We start from the raw sequence: 21243 nt of genomic DNA on the forward strand, positions 1-21243 counted from the left end.
GATTTAACCACAATGAAGGCAAAAACCCAATTGCGATCCCGCCAAAACTGACGCAGAACTGCGCACCTGATCAACTCAAGTGCGAATTTATGGGGTCAAAGTATCGCTTAGCGAGTTTTGATCACCAATTGGTTAGTCTGCTTCACTTCTTCCATAACCACATAAGTACGTGTGTCATTTACACCTGGCAGGCGTAATAGCGTGTCGCCAAGAAGTTTACGATAAGCGCCCATGTCTGATACACGAGTTTTCAACAAGTAGTCAAAATCCCCTGATACCAGATGACATTCTTGAATATCGTCTAGCTTTTGAACGGCGGTATTAAATTGCTCAAAGACATCTGGCGCGCCGCGGTTCAATGTTATTTCAACAAAGACCAATAACGATGCATCGAGATACTGAGGGTTAAGTAGCGCAGTGTAGCCCGTGATATAGCCCTGACGCTCAAGGCGTCGAACACGCTCAAGACATGGGGTTGGCGACAAACCTACTCGTTTTGACAACTCTACGTTTGAAATTCGACCATCTTTTTGAAGCTCATTTAAGATATTGCGGTCGATGCGGTCTAATTCCTTGGACGGCTTCTTATAACTGTCTGCCATTTTTTATTCCACCTTATTACTTCCTTGCAAAAAAATATACTACAACTTTCTAATATATAGCATCAAATTTCAAATGATAAGCCCTATACTGAAAGTTAATTCGACATAAAACCAATTATCCAGTCAATGCAACCAATAAAAAGTGAGGAGTCAGGATGATTATTGGCGTTCCAAAAGAAATCAAAAACCACGAATACCGCGTTGGCATGACCCCTGCCAGCGTTCGCGAAGTGATCTCTCATGGCCACCAGGTTTACATCGAAACCCAAGCGGGTGCTGGTATTGGCTTTTCGGACAATGATTACATCACTGTCGGTGCATCCATTCTTTCATCTGCGGCGGACGTTTTTGCCCGCGCCGATATGATAGTCAAAGTCAAAGAACCTCAAGCGGTCGAACGCGCTATGCTGCGCGAAGGCCAGATTCTATTTACCTATCTGCATCTTGCGCCTGATTGGCCTCAGACCCAAGAATTGATTAACAGTAAAGCCGTCTGCATCGCTTACGAAACGGTTACCGATGCGCAAGAGCGTTTGCCACTACTGGCGCCAATGTCCGAAGTTGCTGGCCGCATGTCCATTCAAGCAGGCGCGCAAACGTTAGAAAAATCCCACGGCGGACAGGGCTTACTGCTCGGTGGCGTCCCTGGCGTTGCCCCCGCGAAAGTCGTCATTATCGGTGGTGGCGTCGTCGGTGCCAACGCTGCGCGTATGGCGGTTGGCCTGAGAGCCGATGTCACTATTTTGGACCGTAATACCGATACATTACGCCGCCTTGACGAAGAATTCCAAGGCCGAGCCAAAGTTATCTATTCAACGTCTGACGCGATTGAGCGCCATGTCATCGAGGCCGATTTAGTTATCGGTGCCGTCTTAATTCCTGGCGCTGCTGCGCCTAAATTAGTCACTAAAACGCACATCGCTCAAATGAAACCCGGCGCCGCAGTTGTCGATGTTGCCATCGACCAAGGCGGCTGTTTTGAAACCTCGGTGGCCACCACTCACGACAATCCCACTTATTTGGAAAATGGCGTGGTTCACTACTGCGTCGCTAATATGCCCGGCGCTGTGGCAAGAACGTCTACTTTTGCCTTAAATAACGCTACCTTACCCTACATTGTTGCGTTAGCCAATAAGGGTTATCGCCAAGCATTGCTCGACGATAACGGATTTTTACACGGTTTGAATGTATTTCATGGTCTTATTACCTGTAAAGAAGTCGCAGAATCGTTCAATCTTGAATTCACTGAGCCTTTAAAAGCAATGCAACTGTTTGACTAAATCCGAATAAAAAAGGCGCAACATATTGGCTTATAATATGCTGCGCCCTTTATAATTAGCATGCTAACAAAATGATTTTTAAAGCAATAATTTCAAATAATCACGCATCCTAAAGCCTAAAATTCATCATTGGCACCGAGCCAGTTTGTCTCCGCGCAGCATGGCGCGCCCACAAATACCTTAAATATTGCAAGGTGGATCACGCTCAGTGCTCCTACCAGTAAAAAAATTAATAATTGTGAAAAATTTTCTTCTTCAATCACGATTTTTTTCACCGCTGCAAGATTATTTTGCTATTTGAGTGCCTATATACCCAAGTCACCTCAAGATGCGCGGTTCAATCGTTGGCCTCACCGTTTTGCGTTGTGACACGCTCCGCATGAAGCAAAATATTACGTGGGGTAATATTGGCACCACAAAATTCGTTCAGAGCTACCTTATAACCCCGTTCTTGTAAATAAAGCGCTCTATCAAGCACCAACCACAATTCAAGCGCGCGCTGAAAGCCCATTTGCACCAGACTCAAGCGCTCCATGTGCCAAAATCGCGCTACCGCACGCGATTCATAAGTGCTGAAATCGATAAGTGGTAATACATACGACTTTTGCGCCGCAGCCCAGTGACAGAGCGCTTCAAACCCCTCAGCCAGCTGTGATTTTTTTATGCTCGGAATGGGCAGGTATTCCCCCACGCTCAACTGCTCTCGCGCAATAAGATCAAACCCTAAGCGAAAGATCATCTCTTGCTGGCGATGGCGATGCACTCGCTCCCCTCCGGTCACGGTTTGTTGCAGCGGAATTCGCAGCTCACGCTGCGTCAGTTTCAAACCTGAGGCTTGGGCGGGCTGTGATAACGCTTGATACTGAGCCGATCGCGTTAAATGGTAGCAACAAGGCGCAATAGTGATCGCTGGCGACTGCTGAGCACTTGCTGCTTTTAGTAGCGTGACATGCAAATCACCACAGGCATGAAGCGCAATGGCATGTTGCTGCGGTTTAAACGCTGTCAGTGCATCGTCACTAAACGCATCAGCTTCGACAAAATGCATGGGCAGCTGGTGCTGATTCGCATAGTGCTGGCCCGATTGGCACAGTTGAGCTTGGTATTCCAAACTCACCACAGGCTCGTGGTTTGATGCTGCCAATAATCGGCCTAAATACCCTTTACCTGCGCACCATTCAAGCCAGTTATCACCATGATGATGGAGAAGAGCAAAATTAGCAAAGCGCTGAATTTGAGTCAGCTTGCGACCAGGAATTCCGGTCTCAAGATGACGAGGCATCGCCTCAACCTGTGACGAGCAGGCCTCATCCAAGAGACTCAACTCCGTTTGCTGGTGCAATAACGACAGCTCTGGAATAAATGCGCCTAACTGAGTAATCAGCTTAGAAACGTCGGTTTTCCAATAGGCAATATCGTTCGGCGTCAGTTGCTCTAGCCAAGCGCAAAGCGCGGGATAGTCTTTCTGCCAAGGCAGCGAATCATCGAGACTTGAGTGAAATGGCTCAAAGCGCCAAAGTGATTGCGTTGCGGTAAGTAACGCGTCAATAGTAGTAAATGATGGCAACATCTGGCCCTCCCCCGCGCAGTGTAATCACTTCGTGCGTGAGGGAGAAGTGTTATATTTGGGTATAATCACCGCACAGGCAGCTCTATATCGCGAAACATTTCGTCAATTTCAGCATTCGACTTAAGCGACATGGCCTGCTCGACGACAGGTTTGGTTAAATGTGGCGCGAAACGCTCCATGAAATCATACATGTAAGAACGCAAGAATGTGCCGCGACGAAAACCGATACTGGTTGTGCTAGAGCCAAATAGATGGCTGGCATCAATTGCCACCAAATCTTCATCGGCATCGTGGTCAAACGCCATTGAGGCAATCACACCCACACCGACTCCCATTCGCACATACGTTTTAATCACATCGGCGTCTGTGGCAGTAAATACCACTCGTGGTGTCAGCCCATGTTTATTGAACGCTTCATCCAATTCAGAGCGACCGGTAAAGCCAAAGACATAAGTGACTAGTGGGTAAGCGGCCAAATCCTGCAGTGTTAATGGTGATTTCTTGGTGAGTGGGTGATCTTTTGGCACCACGATCGAACGATTCCAGTGGTAACACGGCAGCATAATCGCATCTTGATAAAGATGCAGCGCCTCTGTGGCTATCGCAAAATTCGCGGTGCCTTTCGCAATGGCTTCCGACATTTGTGTCGGCGTGCCTTGGTGCATATGCAGTGACACTTTGGGATAGCGAGCAGTAAAACCTTTGATCACCTCTGGCAACGCATAGCGAGCCTGCGTGTGTGTGGTTGAGATGTTCAATGTCCCCATCTCGGGATGTGTGTGCTCTGCCGCCACCGCTTTAATGCTTTCAACGCGGGCTAAGATCTCTTGCGAAATGCGCACAATTTCATCCCCAGCGGGGGTGACTTGAGTAAGATGTTTGCCGCTGCGCTCAAAAATTTGAATGCCCAACTCATCTTCAAGTAAGCGTACTTGCTTACTGATTCCCGGTTGCGAGGTATACAAGCTCTCTGCTGTCGCGGAAACATTCAAGTTGTGGTTGACCACTTCAACAATGTACTTCAATTGTTGCAGTTTCATTGCTTGTACCAACTCCTTAGATTAATTGTCATACCCTTAGAGCCTATCAAAACGCGTACAACGCACTCGAAAGAAATCAGCAGCAGAGTTATACCCGTCCTACTTGAAGTTGCAGCGGTGTTGACGGGCACTCACAAACCTCATCACATAGCCTATCTATGCTCAGAGGCTTTGTTCGCTGGTCGCCTACCTGCATCTTCAAGTTGTTTGGGTATATACCCTTTCCACTTGAAGTTGTTTGGGTATATAAATGACAATATTGCTCTTACATATAAGAGTTAGTTATAACGTTTCCATTACAAAATGAACAGTGAAATCGAGTGGTTTACTAGATGGTTGCTGATGTTATCGCCATTTTGACTAAATTTTGCAACCTATGCCTCATTCTCAGGTTTGTGTCAAAAGTTTTGGTTATCAAACCGAATAGAAGCAGGAATAATCGTGATGTAAAACGTGCAGCTTAGGGTACGATTCGTGTATTCTACTGTTAGCAATTACTTGAGAATAAGCAGATTTATCTCTATGAATATTGGATTAATTATCGCGTTGATTGCCATTCTACTGGTTTTGGTGCTCGGCTATAACATCATGCTGCAATATCGCGCCAAACTCGAAGCGACTAAACGCCAAGAATCTGCGCGCTACGTAACGATCATCGATGCAACTGAAGAGCTTATCGGTCACGCCCATTACCTGCCGTTCAGCAAAGAATTGCTGATCTGCCTAAACGGACGCATCCTCGACGCTTTGGAAAATATTCTTGCGCTTGACCCTAAGAATAAACAGATCGCGCAGCGTATCGTCAATACACGTCAGCAAATCCAACAGCTAAAGGACAATTACCAAGCTAACGAAAGCACGCCATTTCGTATGCCTTCTAGTGATAAACAGGCGATCACCTTGCTTAAACTTGTTAAGCGATTACGCGAAACCATTCGTAACGAACACAATAAAGGCCGTTTCGATACTCAGGTCTACGTACTCGAAAATGCGCGTTTGGAAACAATCCAGGTACGAATCAATATTGAGAACGTGATTAAACGAGCCAACGAAGCGATTACAAAAGGCCAAATTGGCACTGCGTTGCAACTACTGCGCAAAGGTATTGATGTTCTTAGCACCAAAAGTGACAACTACTCCATCAACGCCAAAGAAAAACTTGAGCTCATGCTTGAAGAGATTGACAAAAAACGGCTTCACCGCCATGCCGAAGAGCTACAGCAGCTTGAAGAGCGCGAACGAGAAACGGAAATCGACGCCTTGTTTGGCGAGAAGAAAAAATGGTAACAAACTGGCCGCGTCATCGCGGCCTTTTGGTAAAAAACGGGCCACCGTTTGAATGCTGTTACACTCAAAACAAAGCTCAACACAGACACGCAATCATAGATGTATAAAGAATTATTAGAACCAATCAATGACTTCCTAAAATGCTCAACGCCAGACTCTTGGGTTGAAGAGGCTCGTAAGCCTCAAAACCTATCGGTGATTTTACGCGATCATTTACTGTGTGAATTGAAAGCAGCGCAGAGTGCGGTTTTCTTGCTAAAACGCTACGTACTCACAGAAGAAGGCAAACAATCAGTCACCCAACTTATCGAGCCTTACGAGAATTTTGCTTATAAGGGCATTGGTAACCTTGCCACGCTTAAAGGCAAAAGCAACCTGTCCAAGTGCATTCAACCCGAAGATGGCTGTGATTACGGGCAGGATATGATTGATAAGATGGTGCTTTTGATTCGAGAAGAGCTCCACCACTTCTATCAAGTGTTGGAGATCATGGAAGAGCAAGGTTTAGAGTATCGCCCCATCACCGCAAGTCGTTACGCCAAAGGAATGATGCAGCATGTTCGAACGTTTGAGCCAGCAGCGCTGATTGACAAGCTTATCATTGGCGCGTTCATTGAAGCGCGTTCTTGCGAGCGCTTTGCCAAGCTCGCGCCTTTTTTGGATGAGCCCATCCAAAAATTCTATATCTCTTTGCTACGTTCAGAAGCCAGACACTACCAAGACTACTTGGCACTCGCAGAGCAAATTGCTGGCGAAGATATTTCAGAGCGTATTGAACACTTTGCGAATGTAGAAGCTGTATTAGTTACGTCAAGTGATAACGAATTTCGCTTTCACTCTGGCGTGCCAAACCTTATGTTCGACACGCCATTGAACACCTATTCACAAACAACGTGAAGATGCACAAACGGAAAGCCCTGCAATCTCAAGATATTAACGCTTAAGCCATAAGGCTCGCATTAATTTGAGCCAATACGTCGTTAGGATTTACCGCTTGGGTAATTGGACGACCAATAACGAGGTAATCTGAGCCAGCGGCAACCGCCTCAACCGGTGTCATGATGCGGCGCTGATCGCCCTGCTCAGACCCCACTGGGCGGATTCCCGGAGTGACTAATTTAAACTCTTGACCCAATGCCGCTTTAAGCTGTGACGCCTCTTGGGCAGAACAAACAACACCATCAAGTCCGGCGTTTTTCGTTAGCGCTGCCAAACGCATCACCTGTTCATTTGGTTCAACGTTTAAGCCGATACCCGCTAAATCGCTACGTTCCATACTGGTTAAAACCGTAACACCAATCAGTAATGGTCTATCTTTACCGTATGGCTCCAAAATCTCACGCGAGGCCTGCATCATTCGCTCGCCACCACTGGCATGAACGTTAACCATCCACACACCAAGCTCCGCGGCGGCACGCACCGCTTTTGAACACGTATTGGGAATGTCATGAAATTTTAAGTCTAGAAAGACTGAAAAATCACGTTGGTGCAGTTCGCGAACCAGTTGTGGGCCAAACAGAGTAAACATCTCTTTGCCCACTTTTAAGCGGCAAAGTGATGGGTCGATATTATCCACAAAGGCGAGTGCGTCATCCTGGTTATCATAATCCAGCGCCACAATAACTTTAGGATCGGTCAAAGATTGAATCGGCGCAGTTGGGTGTTGCATGTTTTCTCCTAACACTCGTCATTATTGCCAGTGGCGTCCTCAGTGCAGTACACCATCGCCCTAGCGTCTATAAAAGCAGCAACCGTGCTGCAAAAAATTCATATCGTGATGTTTAATCGGTATGCAAAATCAAGCAAATCGCTGGCGATAATGTAGACTACTCGCCATCGAGACCGCGAATCGGTTTAATGGTCTCCCAACCTTTGCACGATGGGCAATGCCAATAGAGCGCATGAGTTGCAAAACCACATTGCCGGCAGCGGTAGTGAGGCTTCACTTTAAGCTGTTCACCAACCATCGCTTGCAATGTGCTTAAACTTTGCTTTGCCCGTCCCTCTTCCGCTTCCACGATGTGGTAATCAATCAAACGATAAAACCCTTTCATGGTTGGGTTTTTGATCAGCTGCCGCGTAAGCAGCTCTTGCGCTGCGCCGACACTATCGTGCTGAGCCACTAATTGCGCTAACATCAATTCGGCAGAGACCCCTGCTCGCTTCTCAATGCAACGTTTTAAAAAATCGACCCATTGCTCTTCTTGCCCCAAATGACGGTAGCATTCCGCCAAGGTGGGGAGAGCTTCACTGATAAAATCAATGTCGTTATCCAGTATCGCGGTCAGATACTCAATGGTTTTGCGATACTCTTGCATTTCAAGGTATAAACGCCCTAACGACAGACTCGCGCGTGCACACGCGGGATCTTCTTTCAGCGCGTGTTTAAAATAATTAATCGCTTTATCACGTTGACCATCGGCCTGTGCCAGCATGGCTTCTTCACACCAAAAATGAGCAATGGTTTTACGCATCTTTTTCTTACCCATCTTGACCAATAAATTGGCAGCATCGATGGCTTTATCCCACTCACGAGTCTGTTGATAGATGGTGACCAACTGTTTGAGCGCCGCTTCGCGATGCTCGGGCTCGTCAACCAATTGTTCAAAAATCTTTTCTGCGCGATCTAAAAAGCCAGATGCCATGTAATCTTTGGCGAGCTGCTGTAGAGCGATATTTTTTTGCTCAATCGTTAGCCCAGAACGAGAAATGAGGTTTTGGTGAATGCGTATCGCACGGTCCACTTCACCGCGCGAGCGAAACAAGTTGCCCAGCGCTAAATGAGTGTCAATGGTGTCATCGTCAACTTGCAACAGCTCGATAAAGTGGTCAACAGCCTTGTCTGATTGATCAGAAAGGAGCAAGTTAAGACCCATCATATACTGCTGAGATAATCGATTGGATTGTTTCTGCTTGTTGTCGACAGCATTACGATTCCCCATATACCACCCATAGGCAGCGGCAATCGGCAACAACAAGAAGAGCAGTTCAAGCATAGCGACGTTTATTCCTGCGCTGATTTCGCGCTAATGCCTGCTTTAACAAGCTGTTTATTAAGGCGGCGAATTTGCATCTTTAATTTGAGATGAATGCCAGCAAAGAGTAACCACGCACACGCAAAACCAATCACAAACACCAATCCAAGCAAAGTGGAAAGGTTAAAGTCGCTTTGTGCGATAAGATAATTAAAGTTAACCACTTCTTGGTTTTGCGCACCGAGAGCAAGTGCGATAAGGAACAGCGCAATCACCGCTATGACTTTTATAATTTTCATATCTCATCATCCTTTAAGAAGTAAATGCTGACCCGTGTGAGGTTATGTCACTTGAATCTACGATTATGCAGCAAAATCCGTTACCACACTACGGATAAATGTGTTCACAAAAAAACGGCATACTAATAAGTATGCCGCTTCTAAATTCTGAGATTTGCCCAGTTATTCTTGCAGGTTTACGCGCTCACGCAACTCTTTACCCGGTTTGAAATGAGGGACGTATTTCCCTTCCAATTCAACTTTATCGCCCGTTTTAGGGTTACGCCCAACACGCGGCTCACGGTAATGAAGAGAAAAGCTACCAAAACCACGGATCTCAATTCTATCACCACTTTCTAATGTTGTAGCCATGTGCTCAAGAATATCTTTGACAGCGTCTTCTATCTCTTTTGCTGATAAATGCGTTTGCTCAGCACACAGACGCTCAATGAGTTCTGACTTAGTCATAGTTTTCCTCTTCGATTTTTTACTACTGCCATTATAGTAACTAAACTGTGTTCCAACAAACACTTGCTTTCAATTGTAGATAAAAACGCTACAAACAGAGTGAAAATTGATTGGATTACCGCAAATTTCATTGCATCAAACAATGTACTGGCAATAAAAAAGGAGCCTTTCGGCTCCTTTTCTTAAAAGCAAATTTAATTATTCGCCTTTAGCAGCTTTGAAAGCGTCTGCCATTGCATTACCAAAAGCAGCTTCGTCTTGCTTGTTGATAGATGCCATTGCTTCTTGCTCTTCCGCTTCATCTTTCGCTTTGATAGATAGGTTGATTACGCGGTTCTTACGGTCTACACCAGTAAATTTCGCTTCAACGCTGTCACCAACGCTTAGGATTAGAGATGCATCTTCAACGCGATCGCGTGAAACTTCAGATGCGCGGATGTAACCTTCAACGCCGTCAAGCAGTTCAATTGTTGCGCCTTTCGCGTCAACTGCAGTTACAGTACCGTTTACTAGAGTGCCTTTCTTAGTATCAGCAACGTAAGCATTGAATGGGTCATTTTCCATTTGCTTAACGCCTAGAGAAATACGCTCACGCTCTGCGTCTACTGCTAGAACTACTGCAGAGATCTCGTCACCTTTCTTGTACTCACGTACTGCTTCTTCACCTGGAACGTTCCAAGAGATGTCAGATAGGTGAACTAGACCGTCGATGCCGCCATCAAGACCGATGAAGATACCGAAGTCAGTGATAGACTTGATCTTACCAGTTACTTTGTCGCCTTTAGCTTGCGCTTCAGCGAATGACTGCCATGGGTTAGCTTTACACTGTTTTAGACCTAGAGAAATACGACGACGTTCTTCGTCGATCTCAAGAACCATAACCTCAACTTCGTCGCCTACATTAACAACTTTAGATGGGTGGATGTTCTTGTTAGTCCAATCCATTTCAGAAACGTGTACTAGACCTTCAACGCCTTCTTCGATTTCAACGAAGCAGCCGTAATCAGTTAGGTTAGTTACACGACCAGTTAGTTTGTGACCTTCTGGGTAACGCTTAGCGATTGCTACCCATGGATCTTCACCTAGCTGCTTAAGACCTAGTGATACGCGAGTACGCTCACGGTCGAACTTAAGAACTTTAACTAGGATCTCGTCACCAACGTTTACGATTTCTGATGGGTGCTTAACGCGTTTCCATGCCATGTCAGTGATGTGTAGAAGACCGTCAACACCGCCTAGATCTACGAACGCGCCATAGTCAGTTAGGTTCTTAACGATACCTTTAACTTCAGAACCTTCTTGTAGAGTTTCTAGAAGCTCATCACGCTCAACGCTGTTCTCAGATTCGATAACTGCACGACGAGAAACAACAACGTTGTTGCGCTTCTGGTCTAGCTTGATAACTTTGAACTCAAGTTCTTTGTTTTCTAGGTGCGTAGTGTCGCGAATTGGACGTACGTCTACTAGAGAACCTGGAAGGAAAGCACGGATACCGTTTAGTTCAACAGTGAAACCGCCTTTAACTTTACCATTGATGATACCAACAACAGTTTCAGCTTCTTCGTAAGCTTTCTCAAGAACGATCCAAGCTTCGTGACGCTTCGCTTTCTCACGAGAAAGTTGAGTTTCACCGAAACCGTCTTCAACAGCGTCTAGAGCAACATCTACTTCAGAACCAACTTCAACTTCAAGTTCGCCAGCAGCGTTCTTGAACTGTTCAGCAGGGATAGCAGACTCAGACTTAAGACCAGCATCAACAAGTACGTAGCCGTTTTCGATAGCTACAACAGTACCTTTAACGATAGTACCTTGTTGGAATTCAGTCTCGTTTAGAAACTCTTCAAAGAGTTGAGCAAAAGATTCAGTCATTTATTTAATCTTCACAATAAAGTAAACGTCCACGGGTATCCTACCGCGTGGGGTTGTTAATTCCGCCGGTCATCATCCTTGCGACCAACGCTCTGCACTGGCCGGATTAATCCACCAGTTTAGATTCAATATAATTCATTGCTTTTTCAACCACTTCGTCAATAGACATCGAAGTAGAATCAAGCACTAGCGCATCCTCTGCTGGGCGCAATGGCGCCACAGGGCGGTTACGATCTCGGTCGTCACGCTCTTGGATCTCGCTCAAAAGGTCAACAAATCTAACATCAAGACCCTTTTCTTGCAACTGTTTGAGGCGGCGTTGCGCTCGCTCTTCGGCACTGGCGTCCAAAAAGATTTTAACTTGCGCAGATGGGAACACCACAGTACCCATATCGCGACCGTCGGCAACTAAGCCTGGGGCGACTTCAAAGGCGCGTTGACGGCGCAAAAGAGCTTCTCGCACTCGAGGAAAAGCGGCAATTTTTGAAGCGGCCATGCCCGTTTGCTCTTTACGCAATTCGCCAGAGACATCCTCACCTTCTAAGATCACTTTGACCAAATCACCTTCGGCAACAAATTGCACGTCAAGATGCGTTGCCAATGGCACCAAAGCCTCTTCCGAGTCCAAATCAACCCCATGATGAAGAGCCGCTAATGCCAACACTCGATAAATTGCCCCTGAGTCGAGTAGTTGAAAACCCAATTTTTTGGCAAGGAGCATACATAAAGTACCTTTGCCAGCACCACTAGGGCCATCGACAGTGACAACGAGAGTCTTGGCAGACATGTTCTTCTCCACGTTAGTGCATGAGCTTGGCTTTCTCGCCAATTGCCATGCCTTAGTTAATTTTACGGGGGCGAAGTATATATGAAACCACCTCAAATTGCCATGTCTTTACCCGATAGCGATGATTGTACCAAGGTTGACTGCTCTATTAGTGGCGCAGCTTTTTGCCGTTTTTCCTGCTCGATCACAATTTGTAATACAATATTATTGTATTCTTCATGGGTTTTTAAAACGTGAATAAATGAGATCTGTTATGACAAAAATGACCCTATCCCTAATAACGATGAGCCTGCTTGCAAGCGCAAATATAGCGACAGCGTCAGATTCATTGGCAACGAAATTCAACCTTGACCCAGCAAAAGCACCGGCACAAAACTTTGATATGAGCAATTGGAAAATCACTCTGCCAGAGCTGGAAACCGAAGGAAGCCGAAAAGGCAAAGCCCTAGAAATTGCCAAACCGGAATTGAGCAATCGCGAAACTCCTTATGTCCACCCTCAGTGGTTTTATACTGATCCTCAAACTGGCGCTGTGGTTTTTGTCGCACCAAACGAGGCACCAACAACGCCCAACAGCAAAAATACACGAAGCGAACTGCGCGCCATGTTGGCAACCGACTATGGCGAGCCAAAGAATAACTTTGTTGTCGCATCACACCCTGATGCGAAAGAATATGGCGCGATTGGTGGCGAGCTTAATGCGACCCTTACTATCGATAAAGTCAGTAGCAGCGGCAATTACAAGAAAAACGGCGCGTTTGCGGTTGTCATTGGTCAAATTCATGGTTCAAAAAACGAACCCATTAAGATTTCATACCGTAAATTGCCGGAGCATGAGTTTGGTTCATTAGCCTGGAACTACGAACTTAACCCACCTAAAGAACTGCAAAACGCCAAAGATTCAAACGGTAAAAAACTGCGCAAAGACATTCGTCACGATATCTTCGGTCAATACAATTTGCGCGAAGGTGATGCCGATCCACAAGATGGTATCAAGCTTGGTGAACTTTTTGCTTATTCTATCAAGGTGAAAGGTGACATCATGCACCTCACGTTTACTAAAAATCCGGGTGAAGCTAACCAAGTCATCAAGACCTATGATATTGACTTAGCGAAAGGCGGCTACCAAGGTCACGAGGTTGACCAAGGCTACGGTAATGATTGGATGTATTACAAAGCGGGTGTTTACAACCAATGTAATACCAAAAAAAGCAGCTCAGATTGCCAATGGCGTGGTATGGAAGCGGGCGATTATGCGCAAGCCAGCTTCTACCAACTTGAGCTAAAACAATAAGATAATAGAACTCACGCGACCTTTAAGTCGCGTGAGTGTTGTTTTATACAATCGGTTTTTGACCGCGCTCTGCCAACTTCAGCAGCGCGCTTTCAGCCATTTTCCCAGTGATCCCAGCCAATTTATCCGCAAGCTTTTTCTTTTGCACATAGTGTAAGGAAAGCACCGTTTTCTCTTTCGCTGCTGCCACAAGCAAGTCATCTGACGTGCTGATATCATCCACCAGCCCAAGCGCTTTGGCTTGCGTGCCAAACCAATGCTCACCTGTTGCAACCGTGTCTAAGTCCAATGCTGCGCGATGTTGGTGAATAAAGTCTTTGAACAGTTGATGGGTCTCTTCCAATTCAGCTTTGAATTTATCACGTGCTTTGTCGGTATTTTCACCAAACATGGTTAATGTGCGCTTGTATTCGCCCGCTGTCAGTTGCTCATATTCAATGTCGTGCTTTTTAAGTAGCTTATTGAAGTTTGGCAGCTGAGCTATCACACCAATCGAGCCAATAATTGCAAAAGGTGCAGAAACAATCTTATCGGCAACACACGCCATCATATAGCCGCCACTTGCGGCCACTTTATCGACCGCAATCGTCAGTGGAAGGCCCGCTTGTTTAACGCGCTCTAACTGTGAAGCGGCCAAACCGTAGCCATGCACCATGCCACCGCCGGTTTCAAGGCGCAGTATGACTTCATCGCCTGGTTGAGCGACGGCCAATACCGCGGTGATCTCTTCGCGTAGCGAAGCGACCTCTTTGGCATCAATACTGCCATGAAAGTCCAACACAAAAACATGCGCGTCTCTTGTGTCGCTCAGTGCGTCACCGGATTTCGCACTCTGCTTCATCTCTTTTTCGCGTTGTTTATTTTGCTCTTTTTCTTGTTTCTTATTCGCTTTGTCGCGCAGCTTCAAGAACGCATCATCGTGCAAATGATGTTCAAGCTGTTCCACGGTTTGTTTGTATTGCTCAGATAGGTTAACAACTTCCAATTCCCCTTTAGCAGTGGCGCCTTTGTGATTAAGCGACTTTGCCAATACCAACAGCACGACAACCGCCACTAAAAACGTCACGATTTTGGCCAAAAACAGGCCGTAATCTAGCAAAAATTCCAAATTCAGTTCCTCTGGTTATACGATTGCATCAAGGCACTCAATGTTCGTGATGGCCTTGTCAAAGAATTGCCCTTTACGCTATTGTAATCATCCTGTCACGATAACCAAACCTTTCTTAGCGATATCATTACGATACCGCCCAAAAAAGCGATATAAGGACTTCCACGTGCTCCACACTCTTGCTCCAAACGCGTTCGCAGATCGCGTTATTCTCGTCACTGGCGCTGGCGCTGGTATTGGCCGCCAAGCGGCGCTCAGTTACGCTCAAGCGGGCGCGACTGTGATTTTACTCGGGCGTAATGTTGCCAACCTCGAATCTCTTTACGATGAAATTGAATCCAAAGGTTATCCTCAAGCGGCGATCATTCCCTTGGATCTTAAAGGCGCGACAAAGCAGCACTATCTTGATATGGCAGAAACCATTGAGAATCAATTTGGCCGTCTTGATGGTTTATTGCATAACGCTGGCGTGCTTGGCACATTAAGCCCCTTTGAACAGATTGATGAAGATGAATTTGATGCTGTCATGCAAATTAACGTCAAAGCCGAATTTTTAATGACTCAGGCCCTGTTGCCTGTACTGCAAAAGTCAGCCGCTGCACGGATCATCTTCACCTCATCCACCGTTGGTCATAGCGGTCGAGCGTTTTGGGGCAGTTACAGCGTATCTAAATTTGCCGTTGAGGGCATGATGCAGATCTTGGCTGACGAATACAGTGATACAACCATGCGGATCAACGCCATTAACCCCGGTGGTACTCGTACCAGAATGCGTGAAAAAGCCTTTCCAGGCGAAGATGCCAACACTCTCAAAACACCATTAGATATCATGCCGTTATATTTACAGCTAATGGATCCTACCGTGACTGAGTTTAACGGCCAGTGTTTTGACGCTCAGCCTATACCCAAGTAACCTCAAGATGCATGGTTCAGCGAGAATGACTTGGTTTGTCAGTGAGGCGAGGATTTGAAGATTGAGTGGTTCTCAATCGAAAATCGTCAACAAAGCTGATGAGCCAAGACAGCTCGCCCCTTGGGAGCCAATCACTGAACCGATAGCGGCGTTAAACAACTTGAAAATAGACTCGCTATTTCGCTGCGTTGTTTGCCTTGCTCTCAGCCCAATGAGTGACTCTGAATCCAGCATCTTGAAGTCACTTGGGTATAAATAATCACGACTGCCAGATCACTGACCACTGAAAAAGCTTGCGCTTCGAATTAGTACAAATATACTGTATATAAACACAGGTATTTACTATGCACGATTCGCTTCTTTCTCTCAAACAACGTCAATGGATTTGGCAAGCTGGACAAGCGCCCCTCACAGGTGATGAGCCACTAAACCATTCAACTGGGTTTGCGTCGTTAGATGAACTCTTGCACGGCGGATACCCAGCCCAAGGTGTGGTGGAAATCGAATCACTTTGCGGTATTGGTGAATTGCGCCTGTTGGCACCTTATTTACAGACACAACCTGGTGACATCGCGCTGATCCAGCCGCCGTTTGTTACTCAGGCGGCGTTTTTTAACACTCTTGATATCGCGCTAGAGCGCGTATTGATCATTGAACCGGCTACCGCGCAACAAGCACTATGGGCCGCAGAGCAGTGCCTTAAAAGCGGCGCGTGTCGCCACGTTCTGCTGTGGCAAGACTCATTAGAAATTCATCACGTCAAACGGCTACAATTGGCAAGTCGTCAAGGCAACGCCCTGCTGTTTATTCATAAATCCCCCGCTGTAACTCGACTTTCACTGCCCGTCACACTGACTTTGCAATTAAAGCCCACAGCAAAAGGTCTGCATATTACTGCGCGAAAACGCAAAGGCGGCTTTGCTCATGGCAGCCTTGAGCTGGATTTTTCAACTCACTATCCAAGCCTTGTCAACGCGCCGATATCTCATCATGGCTCAACCGTGCTTCCCTTTGCGCGTACCAAGCAAGGGTAATGCATGGTATCGCCTCACTTGACTCTTCCATCGGATCCCTTGTGGCTCTATTTGCATTTTCCTGCGCTACAGCTGGATAAACTTGATAGCGAGAACACTCAGCCCATCGCGATTATTGATAAGAAAACAATGCGATTGTGTCAGTGCAACTCCGCCGCTCTTGCCGTGGGAATTCAGCCAGGCCTTGGTCTTGCCAGCGCTGCTGCCATGTGTCACTCCCTCGAATTACACCCTTACCATCTGGAGCATACCGAGTCTTTATTAGCAGGCGTGGCGCAGTGGCTTTATTTGGTCACCGCGGAGATATGTCTAATCCCTCCTTGCGGGCTTTTGCTTCGCGTGACACCGATGCTCAAGCTTTATCACAGCGTGGAACATTACTGGGCGATGATAGAACATCATCTGCGTTGCCAAAATGTGCGCTATTGTGCCGCACTGGGCCACACCCCTTTGGCGGCAAAGTTGCTCGCATTGAGCAAGCACACCACGACTGTGGCGAATGTCTCGCATAACGCTTACCAGCGCGATGGCGACGACGCACAAAGCCAAGCCGCACTGCCCTTTTTTCTTGGTCATCATCGCGATGACTGGTATGCCATTATTGCCAAACAGAGCTTAGAGCATGCAGAGCTATCTGAACGCCACAAGGACATGTTACGTCGTGTCGGGATTAATACACTGGGCGCACTGCTCAAACTGTCGCTTACCGAGTTGGCTCGTCGATTTGATATTGAGGTCGTTAACTATATTGGCCGCCTCACAGGCCAGCTAAAACACCCACACTCATTTTATCGGCCGCCGGAACAGTTCTCTTTATGCCAAGAGTTATTGTATGAATACGATAATGTGCAATGGCTAACTCGCCCCCTAACGCGCGCGCTTGAGCAACTGGAACGTTTTTTAAAATGGCGAGATGCGCTGGCTTATGAATTAACGCTCACCTTACACCACAGAGAGCACGTCAATACAGCCGTCGTATTTCACGCCGCCCAAGGGGAGTATCTGGCGTGCAAATGGATGACACTGGCGACATTACAATTAGAATCTCTTCGACTGCCCGCCCCGATAATTCGCTTTACTCTTGAGCTAACGCGTCACGGTATGCAACAAGGGACAAGTTGCGATCTGCTGTCGCAACAAAGTGGCCAAATGTCGTCGCTGGAGCTGATCAGTGTATTGCAAGCCAAATTAGGGGGGGATGCGGTCTTGCGCCCTCGACTTATCAGCGATCCTCGACCAGAAAAAGCATCACTGTTAGTCAATGCGCTTGATGTTCAGCGCAGTGAGGAGTCTTCTCATCATCATGCCAATCAGAAGCAAAGTCGCCTCAGCGAGGCACAAGAGCAGCAAACGCACACACTGACTCGCCGCTTACGACCCAGCTTTTTATTGCCTGAGCCAGAGCCTTTAAATGACACCATCGCATTGATGAATGGGCCTGAAAGAATAGTCAGTGGTTGGTGGGATGGCGACGCCATCATGCGGGACTACTACATTGCACGCACCGAGCATGGCCAATGGTTATGGATTTTTCGTGATCCCTTTAAGCGTTGGTTCTGCCATGGTTTTTTTGCGTAACTTTTGATATTTAGCTGTTTGGTCACCCTAATGAGTCATTCATACGCTGAGCTTTTCTGTCAAAGCAATTTTTCTTTTTTAACTGGCGCCTCCCATGCCGAGGAGCTGGTGCTGCAAGCGGATTTTTTGCGTTACCACGCCATCGCAATTACCGATGAGTGCTCCGTTGCTGGGGTGGTGCGAGCGCACAGCGCAATTAAAAACCATAATCTTTCAATCAAGCTTCTCATTGGCAGTCTGTTTTGGCTTAACTCTGAGTGCCAATTGGTACTACTGGCACCAAACCGCCATGCCTACGCAGAGCTTTGCCGTGTGATCACCAACGCGCGCCGTCGCAGTGATAAAGGTCATTATCAACTCTTCGACTGGGATATTTTATCACTCAAACATTGCTTTATTCTCTGGCTACCCTGCCACCAAACCAGTGATGAAGAATGGGCAAAGTGGCTGGCGCGCTATCATTCCGGCCGCTTATGGCTTGGATTACAACGTCATTTAAAACAAGACGACCGCGCCTATGTTCGCCACTGTGAAGCCCTAGCCCAACAGTTTCATTTGCCCATCACGGCCTGCGGAGGTGTCGTGATGCACCACGCCGATCGTTTACCACTACAGCACACTCTCACGGCAATAAAACACCACTCTTTAGTCGATACACTGGGCGATCATCGTTTGGTAAATGCAGAGCAGTCGTTACGGGGCAAAGAAAAACTGCAGCGCTTATTTCGTCCAGAGTGGATCGCAGAATCGGTTGCCATTGCACAACGCTGCGACTTTGATCTTGCCAGTTTGCGTTATGAATACCCCCATGAACTCGTACCACCAGCCCACACACCGATGAGCTATTTACGCCAACTTGTGGCTCAGGGAGCACAACGCCGCTTTCATACCGGGGTTCCAGATGAGATTGCAGGCATCATAGAAAAAGAACTGGCGCTAATTGAAGAGCTTGAATACGCGTATTTTTTTCTGACCATTCATGATGTTGTGATGTTTGCCAAAGATCGCGGCATTTTATACCAAGGCCGTGGCTCTGCCGCCAATTCGATTGTCTGCTATTGCTTGGAAATTACCTCGGTAGACCCTCGTCAGATCTCGGTCTTATTTGAACGATTCATCAGCAAAGAGCGTAACGAGCCGCCCGACATCGATGTCGATTTTGAGCATGAACGACGTGAAGAGGTGATCCAATACCTGTACCAAAAATACGGTCGCGAACGCGCCGCGCTAGCGGCAACCGTGATCAGCTATCGTTTTAAGAGTGCGGTGCGTGATGTGGGAAAAGCGCTTGGCATTGAAGAGACTCAGCTCGATTTTTTTATCAAACATATTCACCGCCGTGACACTAGTACAAGTTGGCAAGATCAAATCACCGAGTTAGGTTTGCGTTCAGACACACTAAAGGGCCAACAGTTTATTACCTTAGTGGAGGCAATCATCGGTTTCCCGCGCCATTTGTCGCAACATGTCGGTGGGTTTGTCATTTCTGCCGGTCCTCTTTATGAACTGGTGCCAGTCGAAAACGCAGCAATGGAAGATCGCACTATCATTCAGTGGGATAAAGACGATTTAGAAAGTCTCGGACTGCTAAAGGTCGATGTACTTGCGCTTGGCATGCTAAGTGCCATTCGTAAATGTTTTCAACTTATTGAAACCCATTACCAGCAAGCACTCACTATCGCAGATATTACCCGTAAGCAAGACGATACAAACGTATACCGCATGATCCAGCAGGCCGACACGGTGGGCGTCTTTCAAATCGAATCGCGCGCGCAAATGAGCATGCTTCCTCGGTTAAAACCCGCCAATTATTACGATTTAGTGATTCAAATTGCTATTGTTCGCCCAGGTCCAATTCAAGGCGATATGGTTCATCCTTTTTTAAAGCGACGTCAAGGTATTGAAACGATTGATTACCCGTCAGATGAGGTGCGCGATGTGCTTGAACGCACCCTTGGCGTGCCGATCTTTCAAGAGCAAGTGATAAAACTGGCGATGGTTGCTGCAGGCTTTACTGGCGGTGAGGCCGATCAGCTGCGTCGCGCCATGGCTGCATGGAAAAAGCATGGTAACGTGATGCGATTTAAAGACAAACTCATCAGTGGCATGTTGTCTCGCGGTTACGAGTCTGCGTTTGCCGAACGCCTCTTTGAGCAAATTTGTGGCTTTGGTGAATACGGTTTTCCTGAAAGTCATTCTGCCTCATTTGCGGTACTTGCCTATTGTTCGGCATGGTTAAAATATCACTACCCTGCCGCCTTCTATACCGCGCTACTGAACAGCCAACCTATGGGGTTTTACAGTTCTTCTCAGTTATTGCAAGACGCTCAACGCCATGGTGTGGCTGTGCTGCCGATTTGCATCAATCAGTCATCTTCTGATCACCAGTTGACCCTACGGCCAGATGGTTCGTTTGCCATTCAGCTCGGGTTTCGCATGATAAAAGGCCTTAGCAGTGCGACAATTCGCACGGTTATCGATGCGCGGCCAACAACCGGCTATCAGCACCTCACGCAAGTCAAAAACTTACCCAATGTCGGTCGCGACATTGAAAAACTCGCGTCAGCAAATGCTTTTGCCACACTGCATGGCGATCGCTTTCAAGCTCGGTGGCAGGCGATGGACAATTTAAGTGAGCTGCCGCTGTTTCGTGGTCTTGAAGATAGTGCGCAACACACACTTCAAGCCCCAAGTCAGTGGCAAAATACTCTAGAAGATTTTGCCAGCACAGGCATTAGCCTCGCGGCGCATCCTATTACGCAACTTGAGCAAGCAGGGAAACTGCCCCGCTTTACCCGTAGAGCTGAATTAGCGCAGTGTCGTGACCGTGCTTTGGTGACGGTTATCGGATTGGTCACCGGGCGACAATCTCCTAGCACCGCGGCAGGAGTGACATTTTTAACCTTAGAGGACGATACGGGCAACATTAGCGTGGTCGTCTGGCAAGCCACCGCTCGCGCGCAAAAAGAGGCTTATCTCACGGCAAAACTGTTGATGGTAAAAGGCGTGGTTGAAAAAGAAGGCGATGTGCTGCATATCGTCGCAGGGCGACTTGAGGATTTAACCGATTCCCTTACCGGGCTAAATACTCGCTCGCGAGATTTCCATTAGTCGATGGTAAGTTTGAGGCGCATGCGCATTGAAAGAACTTAAAAGCCGC

At 47.1% G+C, this 21243-nt stretch carries 18 protein-coding genes; 8 read left to right on the forward strand and 10 right to left on the reverse strand.

The genetic code is table 11. The features are described 5' to 3' along the window. Window positions 1-107: 107 nt before the first annotated feature. Complete coding sequence (lrp, locus tag HGP28_RS01045; protein ID WP_168834574.1) at window positions 108-602, reverse strand: leucine-responsive transcriptional regulator Lrp; 495 nt, start codon at window positions 600-602, stop codon at window positions 108-110. A 155-nt stretch (window positions 603-757) separates the two neighbouring features. Here lrp and ald point away from each other — a divergent pair, with 155 nt between their 5' ends. Continuing rightward, window positions 758-1882: an alanine dehydrogenase gene (ald, locus tag HGP28_RS01050; protein WP_168834575.1), complete on the forward strand. Its 1125-nt coding sequence runs from the start codon at window positions 758-760 to the stop codon at window positions 1880-1882. 337 nt (window positions 1883-2219) lie between these two features. Here ald and HGP28_RS01055 read toward each other — a convergent pair whose 3' ends face one another. Together HGP28_RS01055 and cysB are read right to left on the reverse strand one after the other, a co-directional pair. Continuing rightward, window positions 2220-3452 (reverse strand): methyltransferase, encoded by a 1233-nt coding sequence (locus HGP28_RS01055; RefSeq protein ID WP_168834576.1) that lies wholly within the window; start codon window positions 3450-3452, stop codon window positions 2220-2222. Window positions 3453-3517: 65 nt separating this feature from the next. Then, window positions 3518-4492: an HTH-type transcriptional regulator CysB gene (cysB, locus tag HGP28_RS01060; RefSeq protein WP_168834577.1), complete on the reverse strand. Its 975-nt coding sequence runs from the start codon at window positions 4490-4492 to the stop codon at window positions 3518-3520. A 522-nt stretch (window positions 4493-5014) separates the two neighbouring features. Here cysB and HGP28_RS01065 point away from each other — a divergent pair. Beyond that, entirely contained in the window at window positions 5015-5779 is a 765-nt protein-coding gene (locus HGP28_RS01065) for a DNA repair protein (protein WP_168834578.1), read from the forward strand. A gap of 99 nt (window positions 5780-5878) precedes the next feature. Beyond that, the gene (miaE, locus tag HGP28_RS01070) at window positions 5879-6676 is read left to right on the forward strand and encodes a tRNA isopentenyl-2-thiomethyl-A-37 hydroxylase MiaE (RefSeq protein ID WP_168834579.1); all 798 of its coding nucleotides are present in this window, start codon (window positions 5879-5881) and stop codon (window positions 6674-6676) included. 43 nt (window positions 6677-6719) lie between these two features. Here miaE and pyrF read toward each other — a convergent pair whose 3' ends face one another. The 6 genes from pyrF to cmk form a co-directional block, all read right to left on the reverse strand. After that, the gene (gene pyrF, locus HGP28_RS01075; protein WP_168834762.1) at window positions 6720-7418 is read right to left on the reverse strand and encodes an orotidine-5'-phosphate decarboxylase; all 699 of its coding nucleotides are present in this window, start codon (window positions 7416-7418) and stop codon (window positions 6720-6722) included. Window positions 7419-7605: 187 nt separating this feature from the next. Next, on the reverse strand, window positions 7606-8775 hold the full coding sequence (lapB, locus tag HGP28_RS01080) for a lipopolysaccharide assembly protein LapB (protein ID WP_168834580.1): 1170 nt from the start codon (window positions 8773-8775) through the stop codon (window positions 7606-7608). An 8-nt stretch (window positions 8776-8783) separates the two neighbouring features. Beyond that, window positions 8784-9053 (reverse strand): LapA family protein, encoded by a 270-nt coding sequence (locus tag HGP28_RS01085; protein WP_168834581.1) that lies wholly within the window; start codon window positions 9051-9053, stop codon window positions 8784-8786. A 162-nt stretch (window positions 9054-9215) separates the two neighbouring features. Beyond that, window positions 9216-9500: an integration host factor subunit beta gene (gene ihfB / locus HGP28_RS01090; protein ID WP_168834582.1), complete on the reverse strand. Its 285-nt coding sequence runs from the start codon at window positions 9498-9500 to the stop codon at window positions 9216-9218. Between the two features lie 198 nt (window positions 9501-9698). Beyond that, a complete protein-coding gene (gene rpsA, locus HGP28_RS01095; protein ID WP_168834583.1) occupies window positions 9699-11369 on the reverse strand; it encodes a 30S ribosomal protein S1 in 1671 nt (556 codons plus the stop codon). Between the two features lie 106 nt (window positions 11370-11475). Then, window positions 11476-12156 carry a (d)CMP kinase gene (gene cmk / locus HGP28_RS01100; protein ID WP_168834584.1) on the reverse strand — a complete coding sequence of 227 codons (681 nt, stop codon included), beginning with the start codon at window positions 12154-12156 and terminating at the stop codon, window positions 11476-11478. 253 nt (window positions 12157-12409) lie between these two features. Between cmk and HGP28_RS01105 the strand changes: the two genes are divergently transcribed. Continuing rightward, window positions 12410-13450 (forward strand): polysaccharide lyase family 7 protein, encoded by a 1041-nt coding sequence (locus tag HGP28_RS01105; RefSeq protein WP_168834585.1) that lies wholly within the window; start codon window positions 12410-12412, stop codon window positions 13448-13450. Window positions 13451-13493: 43 nt separating this feature from the next. Here the strand turns inward: HGP28_RS01105 and sohB are convergent, their stop codons facing one another. Continuing rightward, complete coding sequence (sohB, locus tag HGP28_RS01110; RefSeq protein WP_168834586.1) at window positions 13494-14558, reverse strand: protease SohB; 1065 nt, start codon at window positions 14556-14558, stop codon at window positions 13494-13496. Between the two features lie 166 nt (window positions 14559-14724). Between sohB and HGP28_RS01115 the strand changes: the two genes are divergently transcribed. The 4 genes from HGP28_RS01115 to HGP28_RS01130 all read left to right on the forward strand — a co-directional run bounded on the left by HGP28_RS01115 (window position 14725) and on the right by HGP28_RS01130 (window position 21194). Beyond that, window positions 14725-15471, forward strand: a complete 747-nt coding sequence (locus tag HGP28_RS01115; protein WP_168834587.1) for a YciK family oxidoreductase — start codon at window positions 14725-14727, stop codon at window positions 15469-15471. 344 nt (window positions 15472-15815) lie between these two features. After that, the gene (imuA, locus tag HGP28_RS01120; protein ID WP_168834588.1) at window positions 15816-16505 is read left to right on the forward strand and encodes a translesion DNA synthesis-associated protein ImuA; all 690 of its coding nucleotides are present in this window, start codon (window positions 15816-15818) and stop codon (window positions 16503-16505) included. Between the two features lie 3 nt (window positions 16506-16508). Then, on the forward strand, window positions 16509-18083 hold the full coding sequence (locus tag HGP28_RS01125; RefSeq protein WP_168834589.1) for a Y-family DNA polymerase: 1575 nt from the start codon (window positions 16509-16511) through the stop codon (window positions 18081-18083). A gap of 30 nt (window positions 18084-18113) precedes the next feature. Then, complete coding sequence (locus HGP28_RS01130) at window positions 18114-21194, forward strand: error-prone DNA polymerase (protein WP_168834590.1); 3081 nt, start codon at window positions 18114-18116, stop codon at window positions 21192-21194. Window positions 21195-21243: the final 49 nt, after the last annotated feature.

This window comes from Vibrio agarilyticus (genome assembly GCF_012641465.1).
Taxonomy (GTDB): domain Bacteria; phylum Pseudomonadota; class Gammaproteobacteria; order Enterobacterales; family Vibrionaceae; genus Vibrio; species Vibrio agarilyticus.